General features: G+C 67.6%; 16 protein-coding genes. 8 read left to right on the top strand and 8 right to left on the bottom strand.

Annotated features, from left to right (window positions below; genetic code table 11):
- Position 1: 1 nt before the first annotated feature.
- The 4 genes from GGR43_RS07995 to GGR43_RS07980 all read left to right on the top strand — a co-directional run bounded on the left by GGR43_RS07995 (position 2) and on the right by GGR43_RS07980 (position 4792).
- Complete coding sequence (locus GGR43_RS07995; RefSeq protein WP_188071433.1) at positions 2-1129, top strand: acyl-CoA dehydrogenase family protein; 1128 nt, start codon at positions 2-4, stop codon at positions 1127-1129.
- A 123-nt stretch (positions 1130-1252) separates the two neighbouring features.
- Positions 1253-2461: a sulfotransferase family protein gene (locus GGR43_RS07990; protein WP_188071432.1), complete on the top strand. Its 1209-nt coding sequence runs from the start codon at positions 1253-1255 to the stop codon at positions 2459-2461.
- 25 nt (positions 2462-2486) lie between these two features.
- The gene (locus GGR43_RS07985) at positions 2487-3725 is read left to right on the top strand and encodes a hypothetical protein (RefSeq protein WP_188071431.1); all 1239 of its coding nucleotides are present in this window, start codon (positions 2487-2489) and stop codon (positions 3723-3725) included.
- The gene (locus tag GGR43_RS07980; protein ID WP_188071430.1) at positions 3722-4792 is read left to right on the top strand and encodes a phosphotransferase family protein; all 1071 of its coding nucleotides are present in this window, start codon (positions 3722-3724) and stop codon (positions 4790-4792) included. The genes GGR43_RS07985 and GGR43_RS07980 overlap by 4 nt, the downstream gene beginning before the upstream one ends.
- A gap of 8 nt (positions 4793-4800) precedes the next feature.
- Here the strand turns inward: GGR43_RS07980 and GGR43_RS07975 are convergent, their stop codons facing one another.
- The 5 genes from GGR43_RS07975 to GGR43_RS07955 form a co-directional block, all read right to left on the bottom strand.
- A complete protein-coding gene (locus GGR43_RS07975; protein WP_188071429.1) occupies positions 4801-5547 on the bottom strand; it encodes an SDR family NAD(P)-dependent oxidoreductase in 747 nt (248 codons plus the stop codon).
- The gene (locus GGR43_RS07970) at positions 5544-6038 is read right to left on the bottom strand and encodes a VOC family protein (protein ID WP_188071428.1); all 495 of its coding nucleotides are present in this window, start codon (positions 6036-6038) and stop codon (positions 5544-5546) included. The genes GGR43_RS07975 and GGR43_RS07970 overlap by 4 nt, the downstream gene beginning before the upstream one ends.
- 26 nt (positions 6039-6064) lie before the next feature.
- Positions 6065-7696, bottom strand: a complete 1632-nt coding sequence (locus tag GGR43_RS07965) for an AMP-binding protein (RefSeq protein WP_188071509.1) — start codon at positions 7694-7696, stop codon at positions 6065-6067.
- A 13-nt stretch (positions 7697-7709) separates the two neighbouring features.
- Positions 7710-8141 carry a carboxymuconolactone decarboxylase family protein gene (locus GGR43_RS07960; protein WP_188071427.1) on the bottom strand — a complete coding sequence of 144 codons (432 nt, stop codon included), beginning with the start codon at positions 8139-8141 and terminating at the stop codon, positions 7710-7712.
- Between the two features lie 147 nt (positions 8142-8288).
- A complete protein-coding gene (locus GGR43_RS07955) occupies positions 8289-9065 on the bottom strand; it encodes an IclR family transcriptional regulator (protein ID WP_188071426.1) in 777 nt (258 codons plus the stop codon).
- 151 nt (positions 9066-9216) lie between these two features.
- Between GGR43_RS07955 and GGR43_RS07950 the strand changes: the two genes are divergently transcribed.
- From GGR43_RS07950 to GGR43_RS07935, 4 genes are all read left to right on the top strand, one after another.
- On the top strand, positions 9217-10056 hold the full coding sequence (locus GGR43_RS07950; RefSeq protein WP_188071425.1) for an IclR family transcriptional regulator: 840 nt from the start codon (positions 9217-9219) through the stop codon (positions 10054-10056).
- A gap of 42 nt (positions 10057-10098) precedes the next feature.
- Entirely contained in the window at positions 10099-11013 is a 915-nt protein-coding gene (locus GGR43_RS07945; protein ID WP_284276555.1) for an MDR family NADPH-dependent oxidoreductase, read from the top strand.
- A 100-nt stretch (positions 11014-11113) separates the two neighbouring features.
- Positions 11114-12316 (top strand): acyl-CoA dehydrogenase family protein, encoded by a 1203-nt coding sequence (locus tag GGR43_RS07940; RefSeq protein WP_188071423.1) that lies wholly within the window; start codon positions 11114-11116, stop codon positions 12314-12316.
- 17 nt (positions 12317-12333) lie between these two features.
- Positions 12334-13467: an acyl-CoA dehydrogenase family protein gene (locus GGR43_RS07935; RefSeq protein WP_188071422.1), complete on the top strand. Its 1134-nt coding sequence runs from the start codon at positions 12334-12336 to the stop codon at positions 13465-13467.
- Positions 13468-13765: 298 nt separating this feature from the next.
- On the opposite strand, the gene GGR43_RS07930 is transcribed toward GGR43_RS07935, so the two are convergent.
- From GGR43_RS07930 to GGR43_RS07920, 3 genes are all read right to left on the bottom strand, one after another.
- Positions 13766-14752, bottom strand: coding sequence for a phytanoyl-CoA dioxygenase family protein (locus tag GGR43_RS07930; protein ID WP_188071421.1), 987 nt, complete (start codon positions 14750-14752; stop codon positions 13766-13768).
- Between the two features lie 89 nt (positions 14753-14841).
- Complete coding sequence (locus GGR43_RS07925; protein WP_188071420.1) at positions 14842-15804, bottom strand: 3-hydroxyacyl-CoA dehydrogenase NAD-binding domain-containing protein; 963 nt, start codon at positions 15802-15804, stop codon at positions 14842-14844.
- A 5-nt stretch (positions 15805-15809) separates the two neighbouring features.
- Positions 15810-16649: an enoyl-CoA hydratase/isomerase family protein gene (locus tag GGR43_RS07920; protein WP_188071419.1), complete on the bottom strand. Its 840-nt coding sequence runs from the start codon at positions 16647-16649 to the stop codon at positions 15810-15812.

Below are 16649 nucleotides of genomic sequence, written 5' to 3'. Positions count from 1 at the left end.
CATGGATTTCGCAAAATCCGATATTCAGACGATGCTGCTCGACAGCGCGGAACGCTTGCTGTCGGATATGTCCGGCGTCGAATATTGGCGGGAGCAGCGGCACCGGCCCTTCGGCTTCGATGAAGCGCGCTGGGCGCAATTCGCCGAGCTGGGCTGGCTGGCGTTGCCCGTTCCGGAGGAAGTGGGCGGCCTGGGCGGCACGATCGAGGATGTGGCGCTGCTCAACATCGTGCTGGGCAAGGCGCTGGCGACCGAGCCCTATGCCAGCAGCGTGGTGCTGGCCGCCCATATATTGGGGCAGGCCGACGACCGGGCGGCGGCGGACGAGGCGCTGGGCGGGATCGCGGACGGATCGCTGCGGATCGCGCTGGCGCATCAGGAAGACGGCGCCGATCCGCTGGCGCTGGAGGTCGGCGCGACGCATGCGCGCCCGGCGGGCGACGGCTTCATCCTCGACGGGGCGAAGCTGCTCGCGCTCGATGCGCCGGGCGCGGCGCGGCTGATCGTCTCCGCCCGGATCGAGGGCGAGGAGGGGCTGGGCCTGTTCCTCGTTCCGGTCGAGGCGGAAGGCGTGGCGCTGGAAGCCTATCCGCTGATCGACGGCACCCGCGCCGCCGATATCCGGCTGAAGCATGTCCGCCTGCCCGCCTCGGCGCTGCTGGCGCGGGGGCCTCGCGGCGCGCAACTGCTGGGCGAGGCGATCGACCGGGCGTCGATCGCGCTGATGGCGCAGGCGGTGGGCGCGATGGAGGCGGCGAACCGGATCTGCGGCACCTATGTGCAGGAGCGCAAGCAGTTCGGCGCGGCGATCGGTTCCTTCCAGGCGATCCAGCATATATTGGCGGATATGTTCGTCGCCGCCCATCAAGCGCGCTCGATGCTCTATCATGCGCTGGCCAATGCCGACCGGCCGGAGGCCGAGCGCGCCGCCGCTCTTTCCGCCGCGCGTCTGGTGATCGGCGAGGCGGGGCAGCTGGTGTCGCGCAACGGCATTCAGGTGCATGGCGGCTACGGCCTGACCGACGAATATGCGATCAGCCATTATTTCCGCCGCCTGCTGACGCTGGAAAAGCAATATGGCGACCTGACCCTGCATGTCGGGCGGCTGGGCGACCATATCTTTGCCTGAAACCGGGGCGGAACGGGCCTCAATGATCGTCTATATGATATGAAACCGCCAGAATTGATGCGAAATTGACGCGGGGGTGCCCGCCCATATGACTTGGAGGACAAAGCATATGGGAGAGGGTTCATGCGCAGCCGATCCGCCGGAATAGCGTTCGACCAAGACAGGCCCCCGGCCGTCAGCGCCGAGGCGCTGATGAACAGCGCGCAGATGATCGCCGGTCATTTCGATCCGGTCGAAAGCGGGCTTGCAGGGCGGGTGCGCCGCTTCGTCGGCTGGCTGAACGAGCAGCCGCCGATGGAGGAGGCGCGGCGGCACGCGATCGAGCTGCAACTGCGCAAGCTGCTGGCGACGCGCCTGCGCCTCGCCGCCGACCGCAAGCGCCTGCCCGCCATCGTGGAGGAGAGGATCGAGCGGCCGATCTTCGTCGTCGGTTTCGCCCGCACCGGCACCACGCTCATCCACTCGCTGCTGGCCGAGGACCCGGCGGCCCGCGCGCCGCTCTGGTGGCACAGCCACTCCCCCAGCCCGCCGCCGGGCGAGGTGCCGGTGACCGCCGAGCGGATCGAGCAGACGGGCAGGGATCTGGACGAGATGCTGCGCATCGCACCCGGCCTGCTGACGCTGCATCCCTATTGGGACAAGCGCGGCCTTTGCCCGATCGAGGATGAGGAGATATTCACCCTCGATTTCCACAACGCCTATCCCTCGCTGCTCTATCATGTGCCCGCGCTGGCGATGCTGCTGGATGCCGACAACATCGCGGAGGCCTATGCCTTTCACCGCCAGTTCCTGCAACATCTGCAATGGAACCAGCCCGCCGCGCACTGGGTGGTGAAGGGCACCTACAGCCAGTTCGCGCTCGACGCGCTGTTCGAAGCCTATCCCGACGCGCTGTGCATCTGGCCGCATCGCGACCCGGTGGAGGTGCACCCGTCGACGCTGGCGATCACCGCGGTGCTCTATGGCGGCATCACCAACTGGCAGATGGATTTCCGCGCGCTCGGCCCGGCCTTCGTGCGCAGCATCGCCGATTCGGTGGCGCAGGCGATGGCCAATCCGCTGGTCGACGATCCCCGCATCGTGCATGTCGATTTCCGCGACCTGACCCGCGATCCCGTCGCCGTCATCCGCCGTGCCTACGGCCATTGGGGCATGGAGGTTTCCCCGGCGTTCGAGGAGCGGATGCGCGGCTGGCTCGCCGACCCGGCCAACGCCTCCAACCGCTACGGCCGCTACGATTATGCGATGGAGCCGTTCGGCCTGACGCGCGAGATGATCGAGACGGCGTTCGAAGGCTATAGCCGCCGGTTCCGGCTCGGCCGTTTCGCCTGACAGCTGCGCAAGAAGGAGGCGGATCATGACCAATCCCATCGCCAACGACGACCAGTTCCGGGCCGAGGAGGAGGTCCGCGCGATGTGGGACACCGCCGAGGCGCGCGCCGCCCGCGCCCATTGCGCGCAGCTCTGGCGCGTCGGCCATGGCGTCGACGTGCCCCCGCAGATGGAGCCGCATTTCGATGCGGCGATGGACGGGTGGATCGCCAATTATCTGTTCAAGGCGGCGGTTGCGGACCCCTTCCGCCCCCGCTTCGTGCGCAACTTCATGCCCGCCTATCGCTGGCGCGGGGCGGACGTGCCCGACGCGCGCATGGGGGCGGACAATCCCGACAATTGCTATCGCCTCGCAGGCATCCGCCATGGCAGCCGCTATCGCGTGACCGGGCGGCTGCCGGAGGCCGCGCCCGCGCATGTCTCGTTCACGCTGGTCGAGAATTGGGGCACGTCGATGACGGCGCAGACGCTGGAGCTGCCCGGCATCGCGGTGGACGAGGAAGGCGGCTTCGTCATCACCATCGACGACACGCCCGCCGACGACCGCCCCAATCACATGACCACCAATCCGCGCGTGAAGTTCCTCTTCGTGCGCGACAGCATGATGGACTGGGCGCGGGAAACGCCGCTCTTCCTGTCGATCGAGCGGCTGGACGGCGACGGCGCGGCGGCGCTGGATCTTGAGCAGCGGCTGGCCGAGGCGATGCGCCGCGCGCGGGAGGAGGTGCCGCTCTATTACTGGTTCTTCCGCCTGTCCATGGGCCATGCCGTCAACAGCATGGCGCCGCCGATGAAGGTCGGCGGCGTCGGCGGGCTGGTGACGCAGGCGAGCGGCATCGGGCGGCTTCATCTGGAGGACGACCAGGCGGCGGTCTTTCGCTTCGCGCGGGCGGGTGCGGCCTATTGCAGCCTGCAACTGGCGATGTGGTGGTACCGCTCCATCGACGCGCACGAGATCCAGTCCGGCCTCAGCTTCGCGCAGGCGGCGGTGGAGCAAGGCGACCGCGTGACGATGGTGGTTTCCGCGCAGGACCCCGGCGTCGCCAACTGGGTGCAGACCGGCGGCTTTCGCGACCTGCTGCCGATGATCCGCTGGCAGGGGCTGCCGGAGAACGGGCCGGGCCCCGCCCATGAAATGACGATCGTGCCGCTTGCCGATATCGACCGCATCCTGCCCGCCACGGTCCCGCGCCTGACCCCGGACGAGCGCGCGGCCCAGATCGAGGCGCGCCGCGCGGCCTGGCGGCGGCGGGTGACGGAATGAGCGAGGCTCTTCCGCTGCCGTTGACGCCGGAGGAGATCACCGCGCCCTGGCTGACGCATGCCTTGCAACAGACCCTGCCCGGCGTGTCGGTGACGCGCGCCGAGATTACCGACGTGATGCTCGGCACCTCGACGAAAATCCGGGTGCGGCTCTCGGCCGAGGGGCCGGGCGCGGAGCGGCTGGGCGGGACGGTGATCGTCAAGGGCGGCTTCGAGGAGCACAGCCCGTCCATGGCCGCCATGTATGCGAACGAGGCGCGGTTCTATGCCGATATCCAGCCGCTCATTCCCATGCCCTCGCCGCGCTGCCATTTCGCGGCGGCCGATCCTTCCTCCCATCAGGCGATCGTCATCATGGAGGACCTGCGGCGGCCCGGCGTCATTTTCTGCGACGCGCTGAAGCCGCAAAGCTATGCGCAGATCGCCCGTCGCGTGGAGGTGATGGCGGCCTATCATGCGGCGACGTGGGAATCCCCGCATTTCGCGCCGGGCGGACGCTGGGCCGACATAGCGAGCCGCTTCGACGGCTGGGGGCTGGACTATATGCGCCGCTATCTGGTGGCGGACGTGTGGGATCACTACATGGCGCAGCCGCGCGGGGCGGCGGTTTCGGTCCGCCTGCACGACCGCGAATGGATGGAGCGCGCGCTGATGCGGATCGGCGACATCCAGAGCCGCCAGCCCAAATGCCTGATCCATGGCGACACCCATCTGGGCAATCTCTACATAGCGGAGGACGGCACGCCGGGCTTCTTCGACGCGCAGGTCGCCCGCACCGCTTGGCATCACGAACTGTCCTATCATATCGTCGGCGCCGCCGATCTGGCCGACCGGGCGGGGTGGGAGCGCGATCTGCTCGCCCTCTATCTCAAGGCGCTGGAGCGCGAGGGCGGGCCGCGCCTCGACCCGGAGGCGGCGTGGCTCGACTATCGCCGCTCGATCCTCTGGGGACTGTTCATCTTCCTGACCAACGAGGTGCGGTTCCAGACCGAGGCGGTCAACACCGCCTATGCCGCGCGCTTTTCGCAGGCGGCGCTGGACCATGACCTGCGCGGGCTGCTGCCCTGATCGTCAGGTTAGGACGCCGACCGGCCCGCGTCGATCAGATAGCTGCCGCCGGTGATATGCGGCGCCTCGTCGGAGGCGAGGAAGGCGACCAGCGCGGCGACCTCCTCCGGCTCGACCAGCGCGCCCTGCGGCGCGCGGGCCACCAGCATGTCGATGACCTCCTGCGAGCTGCCCGCGAGTATATCGGTATTGGTCGTGCCGGGGCAGACCGCGTTCACCCGGATATTGTCCTTCGCATAATCGACCGCCGCCGCGCGCGTCATCATTAGCGCCGCGCCCTTGGAGGTGATATAGGGGCTGGAAAGTGCGGTCGCCCGATAGCTGCCGATCGACGCCATGTTGACGATCGACCCGCCGCCCTGCCGCAGCATGTGCGGAATGACCGCGCGCTGCATCAGGAACAGGCCGCGCACGTTTACCGCCATCACCCGGTCCCAGTCCTCCGGCGTCTGCTCGTGCAGGCGCACGCGCTGGCGGTTGCCGATCCCCGCATTGTTGACCAGCACATGGATCGCCCCGAACCGGGCGACCGCCTCGTCCACCATCTGCCCGACCGCCTCGGCATCGGCGACGTCGCAGGGCAGGGCGACCATCGCGCCTTCGCCCTCCGCGACTGCCCGCGCCAGCCTGTCGGCATCGCGGTCCACGCCGAGGACGGTCGCGCCTTCCGCCGCCAGCCGGTGCATGCACGCCTTGCCGATCCCCGCCGCAGCGCCGGTGACGATCGCGATCCTGTCTTTGAAGCGGGGTGTCATATCAGCGTTTCCTTGCCGTTTTCGGCCAGGAAGCGGTCGATCCCGGCATTCAGCCGCCCGACCAGCGCGCGGTCCGACAGTTCCACGAAATAGCCGAGCGCATCCACCGTATCGAGGTGGATGACGGCGGCGTCGCCATTGGGCAGCGTCGCGCCCCAGCTTTCGAACACGCAGTCGGCGCCCTCCGGCCGCCAGGACAGATCATCCACCGCGTAGCCGAGGTGGAAAATCCCCTCGCCGCGCGTTTCCAGCCATTCCTTCGCATTGCCTTCGCCCACGACCGGTTCGATCATCTCCAGATAGACCGGCCCCCATTTGGTGAAGGCGTTGCGGTTGGCGAAGCGCCCGCGCCAGTCGCGATAGCGGCCCTCATAATCGGTATCGAGCCGCCAGAACGGGCCGAGGCCCAGCAGGCGGCGATAATTTTCCATGCCCTCGTCGATATCGCGCACGACGATGCCGATCTGGTAGAAATCGCCCGGAATCCGCATGGCCTCTTCCTCGTCCCTCCCGGTCCTCAGCCCGCCGCCCGATCCTTCACTCGTTCGCGCAGCAGGAATTTCTGCACCTTGCCCAACGGCGTGCGGGGAAAGTCGTCGACGAGGAACAAATGCCTCGGCACCTTGTAGTTCGCCATCCGATCGCGGCACCAGCCCGTCAGCTCGGCGAGGGTCAGGGCGGCGCCGGGCTTCAGGATCGCGCAGGCCGCGCAAACCTCGCCCATCCGCTCGTCCGGCCAACCGATGATGCAGATATCGGCGATCGCGGGATGCTGGCGCAGGATCGTCTCGACTTCGGCGGGATAGGCGTTGAAGCCGCCGACGATCACCACATCCTTCAGCCGGTCGAGGATGCGCAGCGTGCCGTCCTCGCCGATGCAGCCGACATCGCCGGTGTGCAGCCAGCCGTCGGCATCGATGGTCGCGGCGGTCTGTTCGGGGTCCTCGAAATAGCCCTGCATCACATTGGGGCCGCGCACCAGCAGCTCGCCGCTTTCGCCCTGCGGCACGGCGCGGCCTTCGGCATCGACGATCTTCAGCTCCACCCCCGGCAGCGGCATGCCGACGGTGCGGGCGATGGTTTCGAAGCTGGCGTCGGGATAGTTGACCGTGACCAGCGCGGTGCTCTCGGTCTGGCCGAAGCTGGTGAGGAAGATGTCGAAGCCGAATATCTCCCGCCCCGCGCGGATCACCTCGATCGGCACATTGGCCGCGCCGGTGTGGCCGACGCGCAGCGAGGACAGGTCGAAATCGCCGAAGCGGGGATGCTCCATCAGCGAGAGGAAAAGGGTGGGCGGCCCCATCAGCACGCTGATCTTCTCGCGCTCGATCAGCGTCAGCACCGCCTCGGCGTCGAAGGTGGCGAGGGGGTAGACGGTGATCCCCGCGATCAGCGCCGACACCCAGCCCGACCGGTAGCCGAAGCTGTGGAAGAAGGGGTTGATGATGACCATGCGGTCCCCGGCGCGCAGGTCGTTGGAACGGTTCCACAGCGCGGGCATCCACATCGCCTGCCCGTGGTTGTGCATCGCCCCCTTGGGCTGGCCGGTGGTGCCGCTGGTGAAGAGGATGTCGGCGATGGTGTCCGGCCGGACGGCGGCGATGCGCGCGGCGAGCGTGGCCTCGTCGGCCAGCTCCGTCTCGAACGCGGCCAGACCGGGCCCGTCGAGGCGGACGATGCGGCGCAGCGCGGGCAGGCCGGCGACCGGGCGGCCATTCTCGCCCGCACCGCCATTGGCGTCGCGCAGCATCGCGGCATAATCATTGCCGAGGAACGCGCCGACGGTGAAGAGCAGGCAGGCCCGCGTCTTGCCGAGCACATAGCCCGCCTCGCCGCCCTTGAAGCGGGTGTTGATCGGCACCATGATCGCGCCGATGCCCTCGATCGCGCTGGCGGCGACGATCCATTCCGGGCTGTTGGGCGCCCAGATGGCGACGCGGTCGCCATGCTCCACCCCCTGCGCGATGAGCGCGCGGCCGAGGCGCGCGACCCGATCGCGAAAACCCGCGAAGCTGGTGATGCCGCCGTCCTCGCCGACGATGAACGGCGTCTCCCCATAGCGATCGGCGACATGGGCGATCAGCTGCGGGAGCGTATGGTCCAGCGTGATGTCCAGGCCGGAAAAATGCGGGCTGCCCCGATCGTCCATCGTCGTCATCCGATCAGAGCAGGCCGCGCTCTTCCGAGGTTTCGAGGCCATCGGGCGAAATGCCCGCCTCGCGCATCGCCTCGATCACAGCGGTCTGCGCCGATGCGATGCAGGGGAAGCCGACATAGGGCGTCAGCTGCACCAATATGCCTTCCAGCTCCTTCACCGTCAGCCCGTTGGCGATGCCGATCTTCACATGGTTCTTCAACTCCAGCGCCTGGCGCGAGGCGATCAGCGCGGAGATGATGGCGATGCTCTTTTCCTTGCGGCCGATGCCCGGATGCTGCCACGCGTCGTGAAAGGCCCAGCCCGCCGCCATGCGGGTGATGTCGGACGAAAAGCCGTCCGCCTGTGCGGAGGCGCGGAAGGCGTCGCCGAATTTCTCTCCCATGACGCCGGTGATGAAGGCAATGCCGGATTCCTGCTTGTCGTCCAGTTCGGCCATGTTCGCTGTCCTCCTGCTTGCGGTTTCAGCCGGGGTAGGTGGGATGGCGAGCGAGCGTCAACCGCCGAGTGCGGCGCGGCCCATCCATCGGCCATCTGATGGGATCTCATCGCCCATATGATGGCGGCCGGGTGGGCCGCCGCCGCGTCATTCCAGCCCGGCGGAGGCGTTGCGCCCGGCATCGACCACCGAGGCCAGCAGGCGTTCATAATTGGCCCGCATCCGGTCGAGCGGCGCGGCCAGCATCATCGCGCCCAGAATATATCCGTCGGATTGCAGCACCGGCACGGCCAGCGCGGCGGTGTCGCTCAGCATCTCGCCGAAGCTGGCGCAATAGCCCGCCTGGCGTATCTCCTCCAGATGGGCCCGGATCGAGCCGAGATCGGTGCGGGTCTTGCTGGTCAGCTGCTTCAGATTGGCGCGGTCGAGATAGCTCTCCAGCCGCTCGGGCGGCGCATAGGCGAGCAGCACGCGTCCGGCGGCACTGGCATAGAGCGGCGCGCGGATGCCGGCGCGCATCGCATAATGCACCGGCTGGGTGCTGTTGACGGCCTCGGTGTAGATCGCCTGCCCGATTTCCCAGTCGGCGATGGCGAAGCCGACCGACTCGCGGGTTTCGCGCGCCAGCGCCTTCACCTGCAACCGCACCATGTCCGGCGCGGACCAGTTGGCGACGATCTTGCTGGCGAAATGATAGGATTTGGAGCCGAGCCGGTATCTGCCGTCCTCATGGATCAGGAAATGCCGCTCGCACAGGCCGCGCAACGTGCTGAGAAAGGTGCTCTTGGGCACCGATAGCGCGTTGCTCAGTTCCGCGAGGGTGAGGCCCTCCGGCTTGCCCGCCAGCAGCAGCAGCAGATCGAGAACCCGCGTGACCGCCCTTGGGCCGCTGACCCGTGGTTCGTCCTTGCCGTTCGCGTTCATCCTGCCCCCATTTTCGCTTTATCGGTGGCACCATCATAATCGTTCGGAATTTCGAACGCAATTCGAAAAACCGTTGCCCATTGCCGATGGGGCGTATATGATGGCTGCAAAGAAGGGCCGAAGTGAGTCCGAGAGAGGAAGAGGAGATCCCATGGTAACCAGCGCTTCCCGAACCATTAAGTCCGCGCACCGCGTGCTGGAGATACTGGAATATTTCGACCAGGACCGCCGCCATGCCACCGTCATGGACATGTCCCGCACCCTCAAATATCCGCAGTCGAGCACGTCCGAGCTGCTGCGCTGCCTGACCCGCCTCGGCTATCTGCATTATAACCGCTTTCGCCGCACCTACAGCCCGACCGCGCGCGTCGCGCTGCTGGGCGCCTGGGTGAAGCCGTCGCTGTTCCGGGGCGGCCCCGTGCTGTCGGCCATCGACGAGATCGCGGAGGAAACCAACGAGACCGTCCTGCTGTCCACCAACGCCAATTATGTGGTCCAGCACCTGCATGTGCTGCACGGCAATGCGGAAGGCGCGATCGACGCGCATGGCGGCGACACCCGCCCGGTGCTGCACAGCCCGCAGGGGCGGCTGCTGCTGTCGAGCTATCGCAACGAGCATATCCGCTCCGCCGTCCATCGCCTGAACGCGGACGAGCCCGATCCGGCGCGCCATGTGAAGATTTCCGACGTGGTCAGCGAGTTGAGCGCGCTGCGCGAAAAGGGCTGGATCATCGCGCAGGAAGAGGACGGCACCGGCTGCGTCGCGGTTCTCCTGCCGCATCGCCGCCATATGGACCGGCTCGCGATCAGCATTCAGGCCCGGTCGGAGGTGATAGAAGAGCGGGGCGAGGAAATGCTGGCCCTGCTGCTGCGCCAGCGCGACCGGCTGGGGTCGCTGTGCCTGGAGGAAGACGGCACGGAGGAGATGAACAATGTCGTCCGCCTGCCCGACCCGCCGAAGATCGTCAGCTATCGCCGCCATTTCGCCTGATTGATGGGCGGGGTTCGCGGCCTCCTCCCCGCAGCGGGAGGGGTGCGGCTGGCGGCGCTGCCGGACCCCGGCGTGCCGATTGGCGCGCAGGTCCGGGTGCGGATGCTGCGCGCGCCGGTCAATCCTGCCGACCTGTTGTCGCTTGAAGGGCGCTATGCCTTTCCCGTCGACGCTTGCGCGCCGCTGGGCGCGGAAGGGGTAGGCGCGGTCGAGGCGGTCGGGCCGCGCGTCCGCGACCTGAAGCCGGGCGCCCTCGTCCTGCCGCTCGATCGCGGCAACTGGTGCACCCATCGTCTCGTCGAGCGGTCCGCGCTGATCGCCGTGCCGCCGGGAATGGAACCCGCCACGGCGGCGATGATGCGCATCAACCCCGCCACGGCGCAACTGCTGCTCAATGCGTCCGGTGCGAGCCGGGGCGAGGTGTTGCTCCAGAACGCCGCCGGTTCGGCCGTCGCCCGCTGGGTGCGGCTGCTCGCGGAGCGGCGCGGCGTCGAGCTGATCGACATCGTCCGCCGTCCCGACCCCGCCCTGCCGCGGGCGCTGGTGGATGGGCCGGAGCTGCCCTCCGCCGTTGCGGCGCTGGCCAGGGATCGTCCCGTCCGCGCCGCGCTCGATTGCGTGGCGGGCGGCGCGACCGCCCGACTCGCCGCCTGCCTCGCCGCCGAAGGGCGCGTCATCGTCTTCGGCCATCTTTCCGGCGAGCCGATCGCCATCGCTTCTCAGGCGCTGACCGGCAGGCAGATCACCCTCCGGGGCTTCAGCCTGCGCCCGGCCGAAGCGGCGTTGGGGCAGGAGGGCGTCCATCGCCTGTTCGACGGGATATGGCGGCTTGCGGAAGAGGGCCTGCCGCCGTTGCCGGTCGGCCCGGTGCTGCCCATGACGGAGGCCGCCCACGCCCTCGCGCTTGCCCGGCAAGGAGCGGGCGGCCGCGTGCAGTTCGATCTTTCGGCCGAGTGATATCGGGCATGTGAAGCCTGCGCGCGCCCTCGTTGACAGACGGGGGCAAATCGATGCTGGAAGGACGCGGTCCGAAGAGGCCCAAAGAGGAATTGTGACGATGAAACTGGATTTTACGCCTGAGGAAACGGCCTTTCGCGACGAGGTGCGGGCCTTTCTGAAGGAGGCGCTGCCCGGCGACCTGCGCCGCAAGATGATCGACCGCGAGCATCTGGGCAAGGAGGATATCGTCCGCTGGCAGCGCATATTGAACGCGCGCGGCTGGGCGGTGACGCACTGGCCGGTGGAATATGGCGGCCAGGCATGGACGCCCGCGCAGCGCTATATCTTTCAGGAGGAGATGGCGCTGGCCCATGCGCCGGAAGGCTCGCCGTTCAACGTCAACATGATCGGCCCGGTGCTGTGCAAATTCGGCACGCCCGCGCAGAAGGAGAAATTCCTCGCCGCCACCGCCAATATCGACATCTGGTGGTGCCAGGGCTTTTCGGAGCCGGGCGCCGGGTCCGACCTCGCGAGCCTCAAGACCACCGCCGTGCGCGTCAAGGATTCCGGGGGCGACCATTATGTCCTCAACGGCCAGAAGATATGGACGACGCAGGCCCAGCATGCGGACTGGATGTTCGGCCTGTTCCGCACCGACAGTTCGGGCCGGAAGCAGCAGGGCATCACCTTCCTGCTGCTCGACATGAAGACGCCGGGCATCACCGTGCGCCCGATCGAGACGATCGACGGCGGGCATGACGCCAATGAGGTGTTTTTCGACGATGTGCGGGTGCCGGTCGACAATGTCGTTGGTGAAGAGGGCAAGGGCTGGGACGTCGCCAAGCATCTGCTGGGCAGCGAGCGCAGCGGCATCGCCCGCATCGGCCTGTCGAAGGAGCGGCTGTCGCAATTGCGCGCGCTGGAACGGCGGCTGACCGATGACGGCACGCTGACGCCGGCGGAGCAGGCGCGGCTTGCCCACAAGCTGGCCGAGGTGGAGGTCGAGCTGCGCGCGCTGGAGCTGACGCAGCTGCGCGTCGTGGCGGCCGATGCCCATGGCGGGGGCGCCAATGCGGCGGCCTCCATCCTTAAGGTCAAGGGCACGGAGATGCAGCAGCGCATGACCGAGCTGGTGCTGGAGCTGGCGGGGCCAGCGGGCCTCGCCACGGCTCCGCACGATCCTGCGGGTGGCGACGATGCCGAGGACGGCTGGGTGGCGGCGGCCGCGCCTTTCTATTTCACGATGCGCAAGGTGTCGATCTTCGGCGGATCCAACGAGATCCAGAAGAACATCATTGCCAAAACGCTGCTGGGATTGTGACGGGGATTTGACGCGCCATGGATTTTGAACTGAACGACGAACAGAAGATGCTTCAGGAAATGGCGACGCGTTTCGTGAGCGAAACCTACGGCTTTTCCCAGCGCGAGCATGCGCTGAAAAGTGATGCGGGCTGGAGCCGGGAAGCCTGGGCGGGCCTTGCCGAAATGGGCCTGCTCGGCCTGCCCTTTGCCGAGGAGGACGGCGGCTTCGGCGGGGGTGGCGTCGAGATGATGATCGTGATGGAGGCGATAGGCCGTGGCCTGATGGTGGAGCCCTATTTCGCGACGGTGGTGCTGGCGGGCGCGGTGCTGCGCCATGGCGCTTCGGCGGACCAGCGCGCGGCGATCGTGCCGGGCATCGTCGCGGGCGAGACGATCGTGACGCTCGCCCATCATGAGGCGGGGATGCCGCGCCATGCGACGGCGGCGCGGACCCGCGCCATGCGTGATGGCGAGGGCTGGATTCTCGACGGCGGCAAGATCGGCGTCCTCCACGGCGCGGGTGCGGACAGGCTGATCGTCAGCGCGCAGGGCGAGGAGGGGCTGTCGCTGTTCCTGGTGGACGCGGACGCGCCGGGCCTGCGCGTGGAGGGCGCGCGCGGCTATGACGGCGTTCCGGTGGCGTCGGTGCATCTTTCCGGCGTGCGGGTCGGCGCCGATGCGCTGATCGGCGCGGCGGGGCAGGGCGAGGCGATATTGACGCGGGCGTTCGAGGAGGCGACGGCGGGCCTCGTCGCCGAGGCGGTCGGCGCCATGTCCGAAACCTTCGATCTGACCGTGGACTATCTCAAGACGCGGCAGCAATTCGGCGTGACGATCGGCAGCTTTCAGGCGTTGCAGCATCGCGCGGTCGACATGCTGATGGAGCTGGAGCTGTCGCGCAGCATGGCGATCCTCGCCGCGCTGTCGCTGGACAGCGACGCGGACCAGCGCAGCCGCAACATCGCGGCGGCCAAGGCGCAGATCGGCAAATCGGGCCGGCTGATCGGGCAGGCGGCGGTGCAGCTGCACGGCGCCATCGGCATCACCGCCGAATATAAGGTCGGCCACGCCTTCAAGCGCCTGACCGCCATCGACGCACTGCTCGGCGACCGCGACCATCATCTCGCGGCGCTGGCGGAAAAGGGCGGGGTCTATCGGGCGGCGGCGTGATGGTGTTTCGGTCAGAGGCCAGACAAAACAACAAGCGTTTGCCCTGAGCCTGTCTTAAGAAGTACAGGGCTTCGACAGGCTCAGCCCGAACAGTTGGGAGAGTTTCCGCTTTTCCTCCAACGCCCCCCTTTCTCCGTCATGCCAGCGCAGGCTGGCATCTCAGGCGACGGCGCGCAACGGGGCCACAGACCCCAGCCTGCGCTGGGGTGACGAAATTGGCAGGGATGTTCGCTCCCCACCATGGCTGCTGCGCCGCTGGCCAAACCAGCAGCGCAGCCCCTTTTCCGTCCGCGGCCTGTCAGCCCTCGGCCGCCTTGCGCAGCATCACCGCGCGGTCGCCGTCGCGCACCACCACCAGGCGCATGCCGGGTGTGGTATAGTCGGCGAAATCCTCGAACTTTTCCCGCACGCCGGGGTGCAGCACGCGGATGAAGGTGTCGGCGTCGACCGTGAAGGTGCGCTCGCCCAGCCCCTCGGCATCGACCGTCACCGAATGGGGCGTCACCGCCTTCACCGTCGCCGCGATGGCGCTGGGGTTGGCCGCCGACTGGACGCGGGAATCGAAGGTGATGCGCAGCCGGTCGGACGTGTTGGGCATGCCGCAATGCGGCGTATAGGGGTGCACGATCAGCACGTCGCCGGGATGATAATCGGTCGTCGCCCATGCGTCGTCCGGCACCGCGTCGCGCGGGAAGGGGTAGGGCGAGGGCTTGCCGACATTGTGGAAATAGCCGCGCTTGTTCTGCCCCACCGCCAGCGCCAGCCCGCCCATGTCGCGGGTGCACGGGGTCAGCGGCACCCAGACCGGCTTGTAGTCCTGAATGCCGGGGCTGTAGAAGCCGTCCTGGTGCACGACCGTGATCGGGCCATTGGGCGGATAGGTGCGATATTGCACGATGGGCACGGCGCGGGCGGGCTCGCCCAGCACCTTTTCCAACACCGCGAGATTGGCCGGATGCTCCAGCAGCTTGCGGGCGATGCCCGCATAAAGCTCGCTTTCTTCCATATTGCCGGGCAGCGGCGTGCCCGTCCACTTGCCGTCGCGGTCGCCCGGCTCGGTCATGCCGAGCCTGGCGGCGACCGCCAGCATCTCGTCCCGCGCCCGCTCCACCGAGCCGGGGTCGAACACGGCGCGCAGCAGGATATAGCCGTTTTCATGATAGAAGCGTTCCAGCGCATCATGATCGTCGAGCAGGTGGTTGCAGCTCTGCAATTCGCGCGACGCGGTGATGTCGCTGACGCTGAGATCCTCCGCATCGGGGCGGTTGATTACGTCGGTGGTCATCCTCGTTCCTCTCTTCAGATCTTATGGGTGCATCACACACCAAAAGGGGGGAACAGGCAGGGATGATTTTCATCAACAAACGGATGAAATCAATCATCCCGTTCCGGGCCGAGCAGCTTCAGCATCGCCAGCAGCCTGTCGTCCTGCCGGGCGGCGATGTCCTGCACGCTGCGCCCTTGCGCGGCCTCCTCCATCTGGCGGACGAGCAGCGCCTGCAATGCCTCGTCCTCCAGCGGGGGATCGGCCATGGTCGCCCAGCGCTGGATGATGCCGGGCGCGAATTTGGGCAGGAATTCGGCCAGCCCGCCCGCGCCGCCGGAGGTGTGGAAGGTGGTGAACTGCCCCTGTATCGCCCATTTGAGCGCGGGGCCGTGGCGGATAGCCTTGTCGATGTCGCCCACGCTCGCATAGCCTTCCGCGACGAGGCGCACCGCCTCGCGGAACATCGCGCTGGTCAGGCGGTTGGCGATATGGCCGAAGATCTCGCGGTTGAGGAGGATCGTCTCCTTGTGGAGCGAGGCGTAGAAGGCGCGCGCCGTTTCGATCGCGGCGGGGTCGGTCGCGTCGCCGCCGCCCACCTCCACCAGCGGGATCAGGTGCACCGGGTTGAACGGATGGCCGAGCACGAAGCGCCCGGCGGTGGCGAGCCCGGCTTGCAGCTCGCTGACCGGCAGGCTGGATGTGCTGCTGGCGACCAGCACGTCCGGTGGCGCGAGCCGGTCGAGATCGGCGAACAGCGCGCGCTTGAGGTCGGGCCGTTCGGGCGTGCTTTCCTGCACGAAATCCGCGCCCGCCACGGCCGCCGCCAGATCGCCGTGCACGGAAAGGCGCGGCGTCCAGTCGTCGTCCCGCCGCGCCAGCCCCAGTTCCGCCATCTGACCCCACGCGCCCGCGACATGGGCGCGGGTGCGTTCGCCCGCGTCGGGCAGGGGATCGTACAGGCGGACGGAGCGGCCGCTGCCCAGAAAGGCGGCGACCCAGCCCGCGCCGATCACCCCCGCGCCGATGGCGACGACGGTGGCGATGCGGCCTGCGTCCCGAAAGCCCGCCATGCCGGTCAATAGCCCTTGAAGACGGGCTTTTCCTTGTTCGCGAAGGCCGTGGTCGCGGCCTTGTAGTCATGCGTCATCATGGTCAGCGCCTCATAGGCGATCGACAGCTCGCCGGTCAGGTTGACCTGATCGCGAAGGCACTTGTTGACCGCGGCCTTGGACCAGCGCACCGCCCAGACCGGCTGACCGGCGATTTCGCGCGCGATCTTCATCGCCTCGTCCAGCACCTGCTCCCTGGGGAAGGCATAGTTGACGAGGCCGATCTCCTCGGCCTTCTTCCCGTCGAGCAGTTTGCCGCGCATCAGATATTCCTTGGCCTTCTGCGGGCCGACCAGCAGCGGCCACATCACCGAGCCGCCGTCGCCGGTGACGAGGCCGACGCGGACATGGGTGTCGCCCAGCCGCGCGTCCTCCGCGACGACGCTTATGTCGCAGAAGGCGGAGAGCGAGGTGCCGAGGCCGATCGCGTCGCCATTGACCGCCGCGATGATCGGCTGCGGCGTCATCAATATCTGGTCCCAGATGCGCAGTGTATTGAGCGGCACGCGCAGCGCGTATTTCAGGCCATATTCGGTCTGCGCGCGCTCGGCCATCATCTTGATGTCGCCGCCGGCCGAGAACGCCTTGCCCGCGCCGGTCAGCACGATCACCTTGATGCGCTCGTCCCGCGCGAGCTTGAGCCAGATATCCTCCAGCTGCCAGTGATTGTGCGGCCCCACCGCGTTCATCCTGTCGGGATCGTTCATCGTGACGAGGGCAACGCCGTCCTCGCCGATATCGACCGTCAGGAAATCGAATTCGCTATAGTCGATTTCGCGCTGGAACTGGTTTTCGGTGTCGCTCAT

This window comes from Sphingobium jiangsuense, assembly GCF_014196495.1.
Taxonomy (GTDB): Bacteria; Pseudomonadota; Alphaproteobacteria; order Sphingomonadales; family Sphingomonadaceae; genus Sphingobium; species Sphingobium jiangsuense.
This window is presented reverse-complemented; position numbering and strand designations above follow the sequence as displayed.

Coding starts and splice junctions, on each gene's coding strand:
- GGR43_RS07980 (WP_188071430.1), top strand. CDS start 3,722: ATGAGCGAGGCTCTTCCGCTGCCGTTGACGCCGGAGGAGATCACCGCG.
- GGR43_RS07950 (WP_188071425.1), top strand. CDS start 9,217: ATGGTAACCAGCGCTTCCCGAACCATTAAGTCCGCGCACCGCGTGCTG.
- GGR43_RS07970 (WP_188071428.1), bottom strand. CDS start 6,038: ATGCGGATTCCGGGCGATTTCTACCAGATCGGCATCGTCGTGCGCGAT.
- GGR43_RS07985 (WP_188071431.1), top strand. CDS start 2,487: ATGACCAATCCCATCGCCAACGACGACCAGTTCCGGGCCGAGGAGGAG.
- GGR43_RS07965 (WP_188071509.1), bottom strand. CDS start 7,696: ATGGACGATCGGGGCAGCCCGCATTTTTCCGGCCTGGACATCACGCTG.
- GGR43_RS07995 (WP_188071433.1), top strand. CDS start 2: ATGGATTTCGCAAAATCCGATATTCAGACGATGCTGCTCGACAGCGCG.
- GGR43_RS07925 (WP_188071420.1), bottom strand. CDS start 15,804: ATGGCGGGCTTTCGGGACGCAGGCCGCATCGCCACCGTCGTCGCCATC.
- GGR43_RS07920 (WP_188071419.1), bottom strand. CDS start 16,649: ATGAGCGACACCGAAAACCAGTTCCAGCGCGAAATCGACTATAGCGAA.
- GGR43_RS07975 (WP_188071429.1), bottom strand. CDS start 5,547: ATGACACCCCGCTTCAAAGACAGGATCGCGATCGTCACCGGCGCTGCG.
- GGR43_RS07940 (WP_188071423.1), top strand. CDS start 11,114: ATGAAACTGGATTTTACGCCTGAGGAAACGGCCTTTCGCGACGAGGTG.
- GGR43_RS07955 (WP_188071426.1), bottom strand. CDS start 9,065: ATGAACGCGAACGGCAAGGACGAACCACGGGTCAGCGGCCCAAGGGCG.
- GGR43_RS07960 (WP_188071427.1), bottom strand. CDS start 8,141: ATGGCCGAACTGGACGACAAGCAGGAATCCGGCATTGCCTTCATCACC.
- GGR43_RS07990 (WP_188071432.1), top strand. CDS start 1,253: ATGCGCAGCCGATCCGCCGGAATAGCGTTCGACCAAGACAGGCCCCCG.
- GGR43_RS07930 (WP_188071421.1), bottom strand. CDS start 14,752: ATGACCACCGACGTAATCAACCGCCCCGATGCGGAGGATCTCAGCGTC.
- GGR43_RS07935 (WP_188071422.1), top strand. CDS start 12,334: ATGGATTTTGAACTGAACGACGAACAGAAGATGCTTCAGGAAATGGCG.